Annotated in this window: 14 protein-coding genes and 1 pseudogene; all 15 read left to right on the top strand. The window is 30.1% G+C overall.

Features of this window, described 5'->3' with window-relative positions:
* Positions 1-23 precede the first annotated feature (23 nt).
* Positions 24-1547, top strand: a complete 1524-nt coding sequence (locus AC2JAQ_RS10730; RefSeq protein WP_488456452.1) for a YifB family Mg chelatase-like AAA ATPase — start codon at positions 24-26, stop codon at positions 1545-1547.
* Between the two features lie 41 nt (positions 1548-1588).
* Positions 1589-2629, top strand: a complete 1041-nt coding sequence (dprA, locus tag AC2JAQ_RS10725; RefSeq protein ID WP_488456451.1) for a DNA-processing protein DprA — start codon at positions 1589-1591, stop codon at positions 2627-2629.
* A 44-nt stretch (positions 2630-2673) separates the two neighbouring features.
* Positions 2674-4776, top strand: coding sequence for a type I DNA topoisomerase (topA, locus tag AC2JAQ_RS10720; RefSeq protein WP_488456450.1), 2103 nt, complete (start codon positions 2674-2676; stop codon positions 4774-4776).
* A gap of 141 nt (positions 4777-4917) precedes the next feature.
* Positions 4918-5694 carry a GTP-sensing pleiotropic transcriptional regulator CodY gene (gene codY / locus AC2JAQ_RS10715; RefSeq protein ID WP_488456449.1) on the top strand — a complete coding sequence of 259 codons (777 nt, stop codon included), beginning with the start codon at positions 4918-4920 and terminating at the stop codon, positions 5692-5694.
* 405 nt (positions 5695-6099) lie between these two features.
* Positions 6100-6801 carry a 30S ribosomal protein S2 gene (gene rpsB, locus AC2JAQ_RS10710; protein WP_423237522.1) on the top strand — a complete coding sequence of 234 codons (702 nt, stop codon included), beginning with the start codon at positions 6100-6102 and terminating at the stop codon, positions 6799-6801.
* A 79-nt stretch (positions 6802-6880) separates the two neighbouring features.
* Entirely contained in the window at positions 6881-7792 is a 912-nt protein-coding gene (gene tsf / locus AC2JAQ_RS10705; RefSeq protein WP_488456448.1) for a translation elongation factor Ts, read from the top strand.
* Positions 7793-7886: 94 nt separating this feature from the next.
* Positions 7887-8600, top strand: coding sequence for a UMP kinase (pyrH, locus tag AC2JAQ_RS10700; protein ID WP_488456447.1), 714 nt, complete (start codon positions 7887-7889; stop codon positions 8598-8600).
* A gap of 11 nt (positions 8601-8611) precedes the next feature.
* Positions 8612-9169 carry a ribosome recycling factor gene (gene frr, locus AC2JAQ_RS10695; protein ID WP_488456446.1) on the top strand — a complete coding sequence of 186 codons (558 nt, stop codon included), beginning with the start codon at positions 8612-8614 and terminating at the stop codon, positions 9167-9169.
* 68 nt (positions 9170-9237) lie between these two features.
* Positions 9238-9999 carry an undecaprenyl pyrophosphate synthase gene (gene uppS, locus AC2JAQ_RS10690; protein WP_488456445.1) on the top strand — a complete coding sequence of 254 codons (762 nt, stop codon included), beginning with the start codon at positions 9238-9240 and terminating at the stop codon, positions 9997-9999.
* A 17-nt stretch (positions 10000-10016) separates the two neighbouring features.
* Positions 10017-10811 carry a phosphatidate cytidylyltransferase gene (locus AC2JAQ_RS10685; RefSeq protein ID WP_488456444.1) on the top strand — a complete coding sequence of 265 codons (795 nt, stop codon included), beginning with the start codon at positions 10017-10019 and terminating at the stop codon, positions 10809-10811.
* A gap of 266 nt (positions 10812-11077) precedes the next feature.
* Positions 11078-11845 carry a YhfC family intramembrane metalloprotease gene (locus AC2JAQ_RS10680; RefSeq protein WP_488456443.1) on the top strand — a complete coding sequence of 256 codons (768 nt, stop codon included), beginning with the start codon at positions 11078-11080 and terminating at the stop codon, positions 11843-11845.
* Between the two features lie 3 nt (positions 11846-11848).
* Positions 11849-12241: a DUF3887 domain-containing protein gene (locus tag AC2JAQ_RS10675; RefSeq protein ID WP_488456442.1), complete on the top strand. Its 393-nt coding sequence runs from the start codon at positions 11849-11851 to the stop codon at positions 12239-12241.
* 442 nt (positions 12242-12683) lie between these two features.
* Positions 12684-13838 carry a 1-deoxy-D-xylulose-5-phosphate reductoisomerase gene (locus tag AC2JAQ_RS10670; RefSeq protein ID WP_488456441.1) on the top strand — a complete coding sequence of 385 codons (1155 nt, stop codon included), beginning with the start codon at positions 12684-12686 and terminating at the stop codon, positions 13836-13838.
* A gap of 11 nt (positions 13839-13849) precedes the next feature.
* On the top strand, positions 13850-14857 hold the full coding sequence (rseP, locus tag AC2JAQ_RS10665; protein WP_488456440.1) for an RIP metalloprotease RseP: 1008 nt from the start codon (positions 13850-13852) through the stop codon (positions 14855-14857).
* Between the two features lie 16 nt (positions 14858-14873).
* A pseudogene (ispG, locus tag AC2JAQ_RS10660) lies at positions 14874-15926 on the top strand (flavodoxin-dependent (E)-4-hydroxy-3-methylbut-2-enyl-diphosphate synthase); the annotation flags it as partial.
* Positions 15927-15994: the final 68 nt, after the last annotated feature.

Here is a 15994-nt window from a genome sequence, read left to right as displayed (position 1 = left end):
ATCTTTTGAAGAAGGTGGTTTATATGTCTGTTAGTTTAAAAAGTTCAACTCTAGTAGGAATAGAAGGAATAATTGTTAATATAGAAGTAGATATAAGTAAGGGATTGCCTAGTTTTACATTAGTGGGATTGGCTGACACTTCTGTTAGAGAAGCGAAGGAGAGGGTACGGGCCGCTATTGTAAATAGTGGATATGAATTTCCACTAGGAAGAATAACTGTCAATTTAGCGCCTGGTAACTTGAGAAAAGTAGGAACTGGTTTTGATTTGCCTATAGCCTTAGCAATATTAATGGAAAGTGGGCAAGTTGATAAAAAATTTACAGAAGATACAGTTTATTTAGGAGAATTATCCTTAGATGGTCATATAAGAGGTGTTAAAGGAGCATTGTGTTCTGTAATATCAGGAGTTGAAAATAATAATGATAAATTTATTATGCCAATAGAAAATTTAAAAGAATGCTCCTATGTAGAACATATTAGTTTATATGGTTTTTCTCATTTAAGAGAAGCCGTTGGATTTTTAACTTATGAAGATGTTATGCCTTATGAAAAAGATAAGGAGGACTTTTTTGAAAAAGAAGACAATTCTTTTAATGAAATATGTGGGCAAGAAAGTGCAAAAAGAGCAATGATAATTGCGGCAGCTGGAAATCATAATGTTATTTTACAAGGTCCTCCTGGATCTGGCAAAACAATGCTTGCTAAAGGCGTTAAATCTTTATTGCCAGAGTTAAATGAGAAAGAAATATTAGAAACAACAAGAATATATAGTGTTTCAGGACTTTTAAATAATAATGAAGGAAAGATTGAAAGACCTTTTAGAAATCCTCATCATACTGCAACGAGAGTATCACTTATAGGTGGTGGACGAGATTTGAGGGTAGGAGAGGTTACTTTAGCTCATAATGGTATTTTATTTTTAGATGAACTTTTAGAGTTTGATAGAAGAACTTTAGAATGTTTAAGAGAGCCTATGGAAAATGGAGAAATAACAATATCTAGAAATATTGGAAGTGTAACTTATCCAGCAGAGGTTATGTTAATAGGAGCCTTTAATCCATGCCCTTGTGGAAATTATTTAAGTGGATATGAGGGACGAATTTGTACTTGTAGTGAGTATGAAAGAATTAAATATAGAAATAGGCTTTCTAAGGCAATGTTAGATAGAATTGATATTTTTACTTCTGTTAGATATGCTTCATATAAAGAACTCAATTCAAAGAATAAAAAAGAGAGTATTGATGAAATAAAAAATAAGATTAGGGATGCAAGAAAAAGGCAAGAACTTAGATTTAGAGGTTATGGTATAAGCTATAATTCTCAAATGAAGCACAGTCATATTCAAAGCCTTATAAAGTTAGATGAAGAGTGTCATGAGGTTTTAAATAATATATATACAAGGTTTTCTTTAAGTAGCAGAGCTTTAGATAGGATAATAAGAATTTCTAGAACTATAGCAGATATGAATGGAAATAATGATATTAGTAAAGCTAATATATATGAGGCTCTTAATTATAGAAAGAATTTAGAGGGAGAGGTTATATAAATGACAGAGGTTGATTTGAATTATAAAATATGGTTTGGAATTTGAATATTTCAAATAATATAAAAATAGAACTTTTAAATCAATTAGGGAATGAAGAGAATATATACATACATAGAAAAGATATAGAGAAAATTGGAATTAAATGCGCTAGTAAATTTAAAAATGACATTAATATTGATTTGAATAGTAGGATAATTAATGATATAAATAAGAAAGACTATAAAATAGTAACATATTTAGATGAAGAATATCCTGAAAGATTAAAAAATATAGATGAAGCTCCATATATTCTTTTTTATAAAGGAGATTTAGAAAAGGCTGAAAATACTAACGTAGCTATTGTTGGTTCAAGAAGATGTGACCAATATGGAAAAAGATGTACTCAACTTATAAGTACTAGTTTAGGAAAGTTAGGTATTGGCATAGTAAGTGGAGGGGCTTTTGGTGTGGATACCGAGGCTCATAAAAAATGTGTCGAGGGAAATTTCTATAATGTTGCTGTCTTTGGTTGTGGAATAAATTTAGATTATCCTGTTTATAACAGAGAATTGTATAAGAAAATAATTAAAAATGGATGTATAGTTAGTGAATTTTTTCCTGATACACCACCTCTTAGATACAATTTTCCTAGGAGAAATAGAATAATAAGTGGGTTATCAGATGCTGTTTTAGTTATTCAGGCGGGAGAAAAAAGCGGTTCTTTGATAACTGCAAATTATGCTATAAATCAAGGAAAAGATGTTTTTGCAGTACCTGGACATGTATTTTCACCTGAGAGTAAAGGATGCAATAATCTTATAAAAGATGGAGCAGGTATATTTACTAATGTAGGTGATTTATTGAATTCCATACCTTTTAAAATAAAAAAAGAAGGAAAATGTAATAAAGTTGGTAAAAATGAGGAAAACTCAGAGGTTAACCAGTTGCTTTTAAGTATATTAGAGAATAATATTCTACATATAGATGATATTATAAGAGTAACAAATATTGACACATCTATCATATATGAGTTATTATGTGAATTGCAATTTGAAAATAAAATAGAAGTTATACCAGGAGATTATTATACAAAAATAATATGATAGTTTGAGGGGGTGAACACTCTGGAGTTAATTCAGGGTTTACGATGGGTCAAAAATTAGTAATTGTTGAGTCACCAGCTAAGGCTAAAACAATAGAAAAATACTTAGGTAAAAACTATGTAGTCGAAGCATCAATGGGACATGTAAGAGATTTGCCAAAAAGCCAATTAGGCGTTGATATAGAAAATAATTATAATCCTAAATATATAACAATAAGAGGAAAAGGTGAGCTTTTAAGTAAGCTTAGAAAATTAGCTAAAAAAAGTGATAAGATATATCTTGCAACAGACCCCGATAGAGAGGGAGAAGCTATATCATGGCATTTAGCTAACATACTTAAAATAGATGAAAATGAAAATTGCAGAATAGAATTTAACGAAATAACAAAAGATGCTGTTAAAAACTCAATAAAGCATCCAAGAAAAATAAATTGTGATTTAGTAGATGCTCAACAAGCAAGAAGAGTGTTAGATAGATTGGTTGGATATGAAATAAGTCCACTTCTATGGAGAAATGTAAAATGGGGATTAAGTGCTGGAAGAGTTCAATCAGCAGCATTAAAACTTATATGTGATAGAGAAGAAGAAATAAAAAAGTTCAATCCAGAAGAATATTGGACTGTTGATGTTAAACTTAAAAAAGGAAAGAAATCTTTTCCCGTTAAGTTAACAACTAAAAATAAGAAAAAAATAGAAATAAAAAATAAAGAGCAAGCAGATAAAATAATAGAAGAATTAAAAGAAAGTGAATATGTAGTAAGTAAGATAAAAAAAGGAACTAAAAATAAAAATCCTTTAGCACCATTTACTACAAGTACTCTTCAACAGGAAGCTAGTAAAAAACTTAATTTTATGACAAAGAAAACAATGTCTGTTGCACAGCAACTTTATGAAGGGGTAGAAGTTAAGAAGTTCGGAACAGTAGGTTTAATTACTTATATGAGAACTGATTCTGTTAGAATCTCAAATGAAGCTCAAGAAAAAGCACTTAATTTTATAAATGAGACATATGGGGAAGAGTATGTTCCAAGTGAGCCAAGGGTATATAAAGGAAAGAAAAATATACAAGATGCCCATGAGGCAATAAGACCTACATATGTTGAAATAACACCAGAAGTTGCTAAAGCGAATTTAAGTAATGATCAATACAAGTTATATGCTTTAATATGGAAGAGATTCATAGCAAGCCAAATGGCTACATGTATACTAAATACTAATAGCTTAGAAATAAAAAATGGAGATTACATTTTAAGAGCAAGTGGTTCCACAATAAAATTTGATGGCTTTATGAAAGTATATGAATATATTTCTGGAGAAGAGGAAGAATCAGTTCTTTTACCAGAATTAGAAGAGAATGAAGTGTTAAAAGAGGAATCAGTTGAAGGAAAGCAACATTTCACTCAACCGCCAGCTAGATATTCAGAAGCAGCTTTTGTTAAACTTCTAGAAGAAAAGGGTATAGGAAGACCAAGTACTTATGTTCCAACAATATCTACATTAATAAGTAGAAAGTATGTAGATAGAGAAAAAAAGATTCTTATTCCTACAGAATTAGGATTTATCGTAAATGATATACTTTCAAATTATTTTAAACAAATAGTAGATACTGATTTTACAGCAGAAATGGAAGTTAAACTTGATAATGTTGAAGCAGGAAAGGAAAGTTGGACTCATATAGTTGATGAATTCTTTACTCCATTAAAAGAAGATATAGAGAAGGCTGAAAAAGAAATATCTAAGGTTATAATAGAAGACAAGGTAAGTGATGTTCCTTGTGATAAATGTGGAAGACTTATGGTTATAAAACATGGAAGATTTGGAGATTTCTTAGCTTGTCCTGGATATCCAGAATGTCAAAATACAAAACCTATAGTTGAAGAGGTTGATGCAAACTGTCCGTTATGCGGAGGAAAGATCTTAGTTAAGAGAAGTAAAAAAGGAAATAGATTCTATGGATGTAGTAATTATCCAGAGTGTAATTTTGTAAGTTGGTATGAGCCAACAAATGAAAAATGTCCAGAATGCGGTTCATATATGGTTAAGAGATATTCAAAGAGCAAAGGTGAATATTTACAGTGTAGTAATAAAGAATGTAAACACGAGAGAATAATCGAAAAAAACAACGATGAAAATAACTCAGAAAAGTAGTTTGTAGGCCTTATCTTCACCATGAATACTGGTTGAAATGAAGTATGTACTATGTTAATATTTAAATAATAGGTTTATTATAAGAATATTTTAAAAATTCTGAAATTTACATCTTTTGTAAAATGGTGCGAGGAGGATATAATGTCGACACTACTTAGTAAAACTAGAAGATTAAATAAGATTTTACAAAAATCAGGTACTGAAGCTATAGCTTTTGGAGATATATGCGAATTATTAAGTGATGTTATGTTATGTAATGTGTATTTAGTAGGGAAAAAAGGAAGAATATTAGGTTATTCTTTCTCAGAAAAATTTGAATGTGACATAATGAAAGAAAAAGTTGTTGTTGATAGAAAATTCCCAGAAGATTACAATAATAAATTAATAAACATTCAAGATACAATTGCTAACATACCTAATAAAGGCATTTGCGTTTTTGAAGGGGTAGGAGAATGTTTAATCTCTAAAAAAATATCAACTATTGTTCCTATAGTAGGTAATGGAGAGAGACTAGGAACTTTATTATTAGCTAGATTTGGTGAAGAGTTTAATGATGATGACTTAGTTTTAGCGGAATATAGTGCTACAATAGTTGGAATGGAGCTTTTAAGAGCTAGACAAGGAGAAATAGAAGAAGAAGCACGTAAAAAAGCTGTGGTTCAGTTAGCTATAGGAACCTTATCTTATTCTGAGCTAGAAGCTGTAGAGCATATTTTTAATGAGTTAAATGGAGACGAAGGATTATTAGTAGCTTCTAAGATCGCTGATAAAGTTGGAATAACTAGATCAGTTATAGTAAATGCATTAAGAAAATTTGAGAGTGCTGGAGTTATAGAATCAAGAAGTCTTGGGATGAAAGGTACTCATATAAAAATATTAAATGAAAAGTTAATGGATGAACTTAAGAAAATAAAGTAAAAGTATAAGGAGGTGTGTAAGCATCTCCTTATTTTTTTATTTAGACAATTAAATTTAAATGAAATAAGATGTTAAACATAATTATTAAATTTAATATGTTAATATTATTTTAAAAGTTTCATAAGTGATTTAAGAAGAAAAAATAAAATTTTATAATATGTAGGTTTTTAGTATATTAATAGGCGATTTGAGGTAAAATTCAATTAGGTTAAAAGTATGATGACAATTAATTCTTATTTTATAAAAAACTTTGAAAAATCTTATTGATACTTTTATAACCCTATGTTATACTATCAAAGGTAACAAAATACACACATTATCGAATCTATAAGCTGGTGCTACTTTGTGTAGTGCTTATAGTAAGGAAGATAGTGGAGGAAACAACCAATCGAGGAGGAAACAATAATGTCAGTAATTTCAATGAAACAATTATTAGAAGCTGGTGTTCATTTCGGACATCAAACAAGAAGATGGAACCCTAAAATGGCTCCTTACATCTTTACAGAAAGAAACGGTATATACATAATCGATTTACAAAAGACTGTAAAGAAAGCTGAAGAAGCTTACAACTTCATAAGAGAAGTATCAGAATCAGGTAAAGACGTAATATTCGTTGGAACTAAGAAACAAGCTCAAGAAGCTGTTAAAGAAGAAGCAGAAAGATCAAACATGTACTTCGTTAACCACAGATGGTTAGGAGGAATGTTAACTAACTTCTCAACTATAAAAACAAGAATAAACAGATTAAACAAATTAGATGAAATGGAGCAAGACGGAACTTTCGACGTTTTACCTAAGAAAGAAGTAATCAAGTTAAAGCTTGAAAGAGAAAAATTACAAAGAAACTTAGGCGGAATCAAAGAATTAGACGCTTCAAACATCGGAGCTATGTTCGTTGTTGACCCAAGAAAAGAAAAGAACGCAATAGCAGAAGCTAAAATATTAGGAATCCCAGTAGTTGCTATAGTTGATACTAACTGTGATCCAGAAGAAGTTGACTACGTAATTCCAGGAAACGACGATGCTATAAGAGCAGTTAAATTAATAGCTGGTAAAATGGCAGACGCTGTAATCGAAGGAAGACAAGGCGAGCAATTAGCAGAGTAATATTAAGATAAATACTGAAAAGGTAGATGAAGCTCTCTGCTTCGTTTACCTTTTAATTAAATAGTCAGGAGGAATTTCAATGATAACAGCTAAAGCAGTTAAAGAGTTAAGAGAAAGAACTGGCGCAGGAATGATGGATTGTAAAAAAGCGCTAACTGAAACAAATGGAGATATGGAAAAAGCAGTTGAAGTTTTAAGAGAAAAAGGATTAGCAGCTGCAGCTAAGAAAGCTGGAAGAGTAGCCGCTGAAGGTATCGTTAAAACTTACGTATCAGAAGATATGAAGAAGGGTTCAATAGTTGAAATCAACTGTGAAACTGATTTCGTTGCTTTAAACGAAGAATTCGTTGGATTTGCTGGAAGAGTAGCAGAGTTAGTTGCTAACTCAAATGTTTCAACTGTAGAAGAGTTATTAGCAGAAAAGTTAGACGGAGACAAAACTGTTCAAGAAGTTTTAACTGAGTTAATAGCTAAAATCGGTGAAAACATGAGCGTAAGAAGATTTGAAAGATTCACTGTTGAAAACGGATTAGTTCAAAGCTACATCCACGGTGGTGGAAGAATAGGTGTTATGGCTGAGTTAGGATGCGAAGCTTCATCACCTGTATTATCAGAAGTTGCTAAAGATATCTGTATGCAAATAGCAGCTGCTAACCCACTATTCTTATCAGAAGCTGATGTTGATCAAGAAGCTTTAGAAAAAGAAAAAGAAATATACAGAGCTCAAGCATTAAATGAAGGTAAACCAGAGCACATCGTTGATAAGATGGTAATGGGAAGAGTTAAGAAATACTGCAAAGAAGTATGTCTTTTAGAGCAAGCTTGGGTAAAAGATGGCGATAAGTCAATATCTAAATTATTAGAAGAAAAATCTAAAGAAGTAGGTTCTCCGATAACTATCAACAAATTCGTAAGATTCGAAAGAGGAGAAGGTATCGAAAAGAAAGAAGAAAACTTCGCTGAAGAAGTAGCTAAAATGGGCGGAAAATAATAACATAAGAGAACACAATGTGTTCTCTTTTTTTTAGAGTATAGACATAAAAATTAACAAAAAATAGAGAATTTCAGCGTTTTGGAGGTTTGAGATGGGAACTTGTAAATACAAAAGAGTTATGCTTAAGTTATCAGGTGAAGCTTTAGCAGGAGAAAATGGCTTTGGAATAGATTTCAACATAGCAATGAATATAGCAAAGGCTGTAAAAGAGCTTGTTGATATGGGCGTAGAAGTTGGTGCTGTTGTAGGTGGCGGAAACATATGGAGAGGTAGAAGTGGAGAAGGCATGGATAGAACTACTGCTGATTATATGGGAATGCTAGCTACTTCAATAAATGCATTAGCACTTCAAGATTCATTAGAGTCTTTAGGTGTTGATACTAGAGTACAAACTGCTATAGAAATGAAAGAAATAGCAGAGCCATACATCAGAAGAAGAGCTATGAGACACTTAGAAAAAGGCAGAGTAGTAATATTTGGAGCAGGAACAGGAAACCCTTATTTTTCAACTGATACAGCTGCAGCATTAAGAGCAGCTGAAATCGAAGCTGATATAATATTATTAGCTAAGAAAGTTGATGGAGTTTATGATAAAGATCCACATAAATACGATGATGCAAAAAAATATGATGAGTTATCATATATAGAAGTACTTGAGCAAGGATTACAAGTAATGGATTCAACAGCAACATCACTTTGTATGGACAATAACATTCCTATCTTAGTTTTCGCTTTAGACCAGCCAGAAAACATTAAAAAGGCTATTTTAGGTGAGAAAATAGGAACAATAGTAAGTAAAAAATAAGGAGGATTTTTATGATTAAAGATGTTCTAAAGAAATCAGAAGAGAAAATGAACAAAACTATACATTCTTTACACTCAGAGCTTGCTACAATGAAAGCAGGAAGAGCTAACCCAACTATGTTAGATAGAATACAAGTTGAGTACTATGGAAGCATGTGCCCTTTAAATCAGGTGGCTAACGTTTCATCACCAGAACCAAGATTATTAGTTATAACACCTTGGGAAAAACCAATGCTTAAAGAAATAGAAAAGGCTATATTAAAATCAGATTTAGGAATAAATCCTAATAATGATGGTGCAATAATAAGACTTTTAGTTCCAGAATTAACTGAAGAAACAAGAAAGAATTTAGTTAAAAATGTTAAAAAAGCTGGAGAGCAAGCTAAAGTTGCTATAAGATCTATAAGAAAAGATGCAAATGATAAGATCAAGAACTTAAAGAAAGAGGGAACTCTTACTGAAGACGAAATGAAAAAGGGCGAAGATGACGTTCAAAAAGTAACAGATAAATTTGTTAAAGAAATAGATAATATAGTAGCAGCTAAAGAAAAAGAAATTATGTCAATTTAATTTTAAAAACCTGCTTCTTTAGCAGGTTTTTATTATTTTATAATTGGTATTATAAGGAGGAACCTTCTATGTTAGATTTTTTTAATAAAAAAGGAAATGATAATTCAGAAGAAATAGTTCTAATAGAAGATAAAATGCCAAAACATATTGCCATAATAATGGACGGTAATGGGAGATGGGCAAAAAAAAGAGGGCTTCCAAGAACTATGGGACATAGAGCTGGTGTCAAAACTATAAAGACTATTGTAAAAGAATGTGACAAGCTAGGAGTCAAATACTTAACTTTATATGCTTTTTCCACTGAAAATTGGAAAAGACCAGAAGAAGAAGTAAATGCTCTTATGAAATTAGTTGTTGAATTTATAAAAAATGAAATTGAAGAACTACATAAAAATAGAGTAAAGGTTAAAACTATAGGAGACTTATCAAGATTTCCTGAGGAACCTAAAAAGGCTATATTAGGTGCTATTGAAAAAACTGCAAACAATACTGGAGTAGTTTTAACTTTAGCTTTAAATTATGGTGGAAGAAATGAAATAATTAAAGGTATGAAATCTGTAATAGAAGATGTTCAAGCGGGTAAAATAAGCATAGAGGATGTAAATGAAACTATGTTTAATGATTACCTTTATACTAAAGGAATGCCAGATCCAGATCTTATAATAAGACCAAGTGGAGAGCAAAGACTTAGTAATTTCTTATTATGGCAATGTGCTTATTCAGAGTTTTGGTATTCTCAAATTAACTGGCCAGACTTTAATGGAGAAGATTTAAGAAAAGCTATTTTTGATTACCAAAATAGAGATAGAAGATTTGGTGGAATTAAATAAATATTGAGGTGATTTTAGTGAAATCCAATAGCAGATATTTAGGTGCGCTTATTATGGCTCCATTTATTGCTTTTATATTTTTAGGTGGTATTTGGCTTAAGTGTTTTACAGTTGCTTTATCTCTAGCAGGATTATATGAATATTATAAGACTGTTAAAGTGGCAAAAATGAAGCCTATATCTATAGCAGGATATATTCTTTTAATATTATATTATTTAACTTCAAATAATTTTGAAGTGTTATCATTTTTAATTATAATAGGAACTTTTATTTTACTATGTGTTCCAATATTAGATATTGAATATACTTTTATTGATGTAGCAGTAACTATTTTAGGGTTTATATATGTAGGAGTTTTCTTTAGCTTCATACACTTAGTTAACATCAAAGAAGGTGGACAATACCTAGTTTGGTTAATATTCCTATCATCATGGCTTTGTGATACAGCTGCATATTATTCAGGAAGATTTCTTGGAAAACATAAATTATGCCCAAAAGTTAGTCCTAAGAAGACTATAGAAGGATCTATAGGAGGGATATTAGGAAGTACACTAGCGTGTGGAATTTTTGGTATAGTGATATCAAGCAATTTCTCTTTAATACCAATATATCATTATTTCATAATAGGTATATTATGTGGAGTATTCTGTCAATTTGGTGATTTAGTTGCTTCATCAATAAAGAGATATGCCGGAATAAAGGACTATAGTAATTTAATACCAGGACATGGTGGAATACTTGATAGATTTGATAGTATCCTATTTGCAGGAACTATAGTATTCTTTTATTTAACACTTGTATTGAAGTTTTAATGCTTTAGATTTTTCTAAAGCATTTTTTTTATAAAATTTTTTATTTAATAGTCTTAATTTCTTAATGAAAATTCTGTGTCTTGCGATTAAAATAGAATACTATATGTAATTTATATTGCGTTTTAATTGCTAAGATTATATACTTTAACTAACTTTAAATACTATATTTGGAATAAAATATATAAATAGGATGTGTAGTGATAGTATTTGGAGTTTATTATATATAGTATATATATATATCAATTAATAATTAGGGGGTGAGGTTTATGATATCAAATTATATGATAGTATGTTTTCTTATAAATATAATGATAGGATTAGGAATACCTATAGGGTCGTTTTTTTATTTAATAAGAAAAAGAGATAAGTGTATAAAGCCTTATTTTATTGGTGTTTTAGTATTTTTAATATCTCAAATTTTCTTAAGAATACCATTAATAAATAATGTATTGGCTTATATGGAATGGTTTAATTATATGACTATTTTTTATCCAATAGCATATATTTTGTTTTTAGGATTTTCAGCTGGTATTTTTGAAGAAATAGGACGTTACTTAGGTTTTAAAATAGCTTTAAAGAATAATAGAAGGTGGATTGACGGTATTTCCTTTGGATTAGGACATGGAGGAATTGAGGCTGTGTTGTTCCTAGGAATACCTAGTATACAGAATTTATTTACAGCTATATCTCTAAATAATGGAACATACCTAGAAGGAAATATAGAGAGTATAAGAGCATTGTATTTATCAACGAGTAATATAAATGTATTAATGGGGAGTGTTGAAAGAATTTTAGCTATTATTATGCATGTAGGATTAACGCTTATAGTTTTATATGGTATAAATAAAAAGCAAATAAGATATTTACTATTAGCTATATTAATACATGGAAGTGCGAATTCTATATCAGTAATATGTTTGAACTTTGGAATGAATGTATTGATCGTAGAAGGAATTATAGGAATTTTTTCTTTAGGATTACTTATTTTTATAATAAAATCTAAAGAGTTATTCAAAAAGTTTGAAGGAGTATAGGGAATGAAAAAAATTATATCAACTTTATTAATAGTATTTTGTGGAGCTTTATTTATTGGGTGCGGAGCTTCTAAGTTAAGCTCTAATTATAATGAGGAAGATTTGAAGACAGCTTCTGAAAAAATTATTACTAATTTAAATGATGGAAGGTATGAAGATGTAGTAGATATGGGGAGCGATGAATTAAAAAGTCAATTATCAAAGGAAAAAATAGAAGAGGCATACGAAGCTTTAAAAGGAAAGCTAGGGAAGTATGAAAGTATTGAAAAAATATCTTTTAAAGAAAAAGATGATATTGCAGCCGTTATAGCAATAGCTAAATATGAAAATGGAAAAGCACAATTTACTTTGTCTTTTAATACTGATATTAAACTTATGGGAATTTACATGAAGTAATCAATAATATAAGAAATTATTAATAATATAAATCATAAAGCATATGGTTAAGTAAAAACCTATGCTTTTTTATTTAGAATATGTTTTAAACTAGTGTTAAGTTTTAACAGTCTAACATTCACCTAAAACAGAATCTTTATTTAAAGGTGTAATAATAAGAAAAAATGAATGTTTTATTTATAGAATATTCATTGATAAATTGAGTATATTTATTATGTAGATAATTTTCCTTAAATAAAATGAAGTTAAATGTAGGGAAACTTATTTAAAAACAAAATTAGATAAGAGTAATATCAAATTCTATTAGATAAATTTTTGTTAAAAGAATACATAATAAATGTATATTATTGTATTTAGAGATATAATGATATAAAATAATATAATAGGCTAAGTAGAGAATTTTAGTCTAGTATGTTTAAGGAAGAACTTAGGAGGAAAGAATATGAAGAGAATATCTATACTAGGGGTAACTGGTTCTATAGGAACTCAAACTTTAGATGTAATAAGATTTCATAAAGAAGATTTTGAACTAGTTGGAATAACAGCTAATAGAAATATAGATTTAACAGTAGATATAATAAAAGAATTTTCACCTAAATATGTTGCGATAAATCATAAGGAATCTTATGAAAAACTTGTGGATTTAGTGAAAAAAGAAGGATTAGAATGTGAAGTTATCTATGGTATGGAAGGCTTAGTCAAAGTTGCTACTTTAGATGAGATTGACATAGTTGTTACTTCTGTAGTTGGTATGATTGGATTAAAACCAACAGTTGAGGCTATAAGAAAAGGAAAAGACATTGCTTTAGCAAATAAGGAAACTTTAGTTGTAGCAGGGGAGCTTGTTATGAGAGAAGCTAAAGAAAATGGAGTAAAAATACTTCCTGTAGACTCAGAGCATAGTGCTATATTCCAATCATTACAAGGAAATGCTAATAATAAAATTGACAAAATACTTTTAACTGCTTCTGGAGGACCTTTTAGAGGATTTACTATAGAAGATTTAAAATCAGTAACTCCAGAAAGAGCTCTTAAGCATCCAAAATGGAATATGGGACAAAAGATATCAATAGATTCATCAACTTTAATGAATAAAGGGTTAGAAGTTATAGAGGCTCATTGGCTATTTGATTGTCCTTATAAAGATATAGAGGTTGTAGTTCATCCACAATCAATAATTCATTCTATGGTTCAATATACTGATGGAGCAGTTATAGCTCAATTAGGCGTACCAGATATGAAATTACCAATTCAATATGCTTTAAATTATCCAAATAGAGAGGGTAATATAAGTGAAAAGTTAGATTTATTCAAAATTAGAGAATTAACTTTTGAGAAGCCAGATTTAGATACTTTCAAATGCTTAAAATTAGCTTATGAAGCAGGAGAAAGAGGAAAACTTATGCCAACAATATTAAATGGTGCAAATGAAGTATGTGTTGAATTATTTTTAAATAAAAAGATAACATACTTACAAATACCAGAGATAATAGAAGAATGTATGAATAAGTTTAATTACAACCAAGAGGTTACTCTTGATAATGTAATAAATTTAGACCAAGAAGTAAGAAAATATATATATGAAAAATATAACTAGGAGGGGAAAGGGTGTATATAATTTTTGCTTTATTAGCATTTAGTGCTTTAATCTTAGTTCACGAGCTTGGACATTTTATTGTAGCTAAATTAAATGGAATTTATGTTGAGGAATTTGCTATTGGTATGGGTCCAAAGATTTTTGGTGTAAAAGTTGGAGAAACAGAATATAATTTAAGAATCCTTCCTTTTGGTGGATTTGTTAAAATGCTTGGTGAAGAGGATGATAGTGAGGATTCAAGAAGCTTAAATGCTAAGACCCCATTACAAAGAATCCTTGTTATGGGTGCGGGGGCTTTTATGAACTATATGTTAGCTCTTATAATTTTTGCAGGATTAGCAATTAATTCAGGATATGCAGAAAACAGCATTGCAAGTATTGTGCCAAATTCACCAGCTCAAGAAGCAGGGATTCAAAAGGGTGATGAATTCTTAAAAATAGATGGGCATAGAATTTATACAACTGATGATTTTAGAATGGGGTTAGCTTTAGCTAAAGGAGCTCCAGTTGAAGTAGAAGTAAAGAGAGGAAATGAAGTATTTACAAAGTCAATAAAACCTATGGTTAATGAACATGGAATATATCAAGTAGGAATAGGATATAGTGTTGTTGAAAATCCTACTTTATTACAAGGAATAAAGCAAGGATTTAATGAAACGATAAGTCTTGTATCACAAGTATTTATATCATTAAAAACTATGATAACAGGAAATATTAATTTCAAAACAGATGTAGGAGGACCAGTAACTATAATAAAAATGTCAGGTCAAGCTGCTAAAGCAGGTGCAAGTACTTTGTTATGGTTTATGGCATTTTTAAGTGTTCAATTAGCTGTATTTAATCTTTTACCATTCCCAGCTTTAGATGGAGGTAGAATATTTATAGAGCTTATACAGATGATAACAAGAAAAGATATACCAGCAAAATATGTAGATGCTGTAAATACAGTAGGCTTCATGCTCCTTATGGGACTTATGGTGTTGGTAACTATAAAGGATATAATATTCCCGATATTATAGAAATCAGGAGGATTTACCAGTGAATAGAAAAGAAACTAGAAAGGTTAAGGTTGGAAGTATATATGTAGGAGGAGACTTTAGAGTTTCTATTCAATCTATGACCAATACAGATACAAAGGATATAGAGGCTACAGTTAAACAAATAAAGTCTCTTGAAGAGGCTGGATGTGATATTGTTAGATGTGCAGTTTTAGATATGGATGCAGCTTGTGCAATAAAGGATATAGTATCACAAATAAATATACCATTAGTTGCAGATATTCATTTTGATTATAGATTAGCTTTAAAATCAATAGAAAATGGGGTTTCAGCAATAAGAATAAATCCAGGAAATATTGGATCAAGAGAAAAGGTTGAAGCTGTAGTAAAAGCATGTAAGGAGAAAAATATTCCTATAAGAATAGGGGTTAACTCAGGATCATTATCTAAAGAGCTTTTAGCAAAATACGGAAAACCTACCCCAGATGCCCTAGTTGAAAGTGCATTAGAACATGTTAAAATATTAGAAGAATTAGATTTTTATGATATAGTAATTTCAATGAAATCATCTAATGTTGAAACTATGATTGAAAGTTATAGAATAGCTTCACAAAAAACTAATTATCCTCTTCATTTAGGAGTTACTGAAGCAGGTACAACTTGGAGAGGGACAATAAAATCTGCTATAGGAATAGGAACTTTACTTGCAGAGGGAATTGGTGATACTATAAGAGTTTCTTTAACAGGAGATCCTGTTGAGGAAATAAAAGTAGGTAAGGAAATCCTTAAAAACTTTGGATATGTTAAAGAAGGAATAGAGTTTATATCATGTCCTACTTGTGGAAGAACTCAAATCGACTTAATAAATATAGCTAAAGAAGTAGAGGAAAGATTAAGTTCTTGTAAGAAAAATATAAAAGTTGCCGTAATGGGATGTGTTGTAAATGGTCCTGGAGAGGCAAGAGAAGCAGATATTGGAATAGCTGGAGGTAAGGGAGAAGGTCTTATCTTTAGAAAAGGTGAAATAATTAAAAAAGTAAAAGAAGAAGACTTAGTTGAAGAGCTTATAAAGATAATAGAAACAATATAGTTTAAAGGAGGGATTAATATCCCTTCTTTATGTCGTATAGGGATAAATTTAGATTTGATTCAAAGGAG

This window comes from Clostridium sp. LIBA-8553, assembly GCF_057782465.1.
Note: the sequence above shows the minus strand (reverse complement) of the source record. Positions and strands in the feature narration are given on the sequence as shown.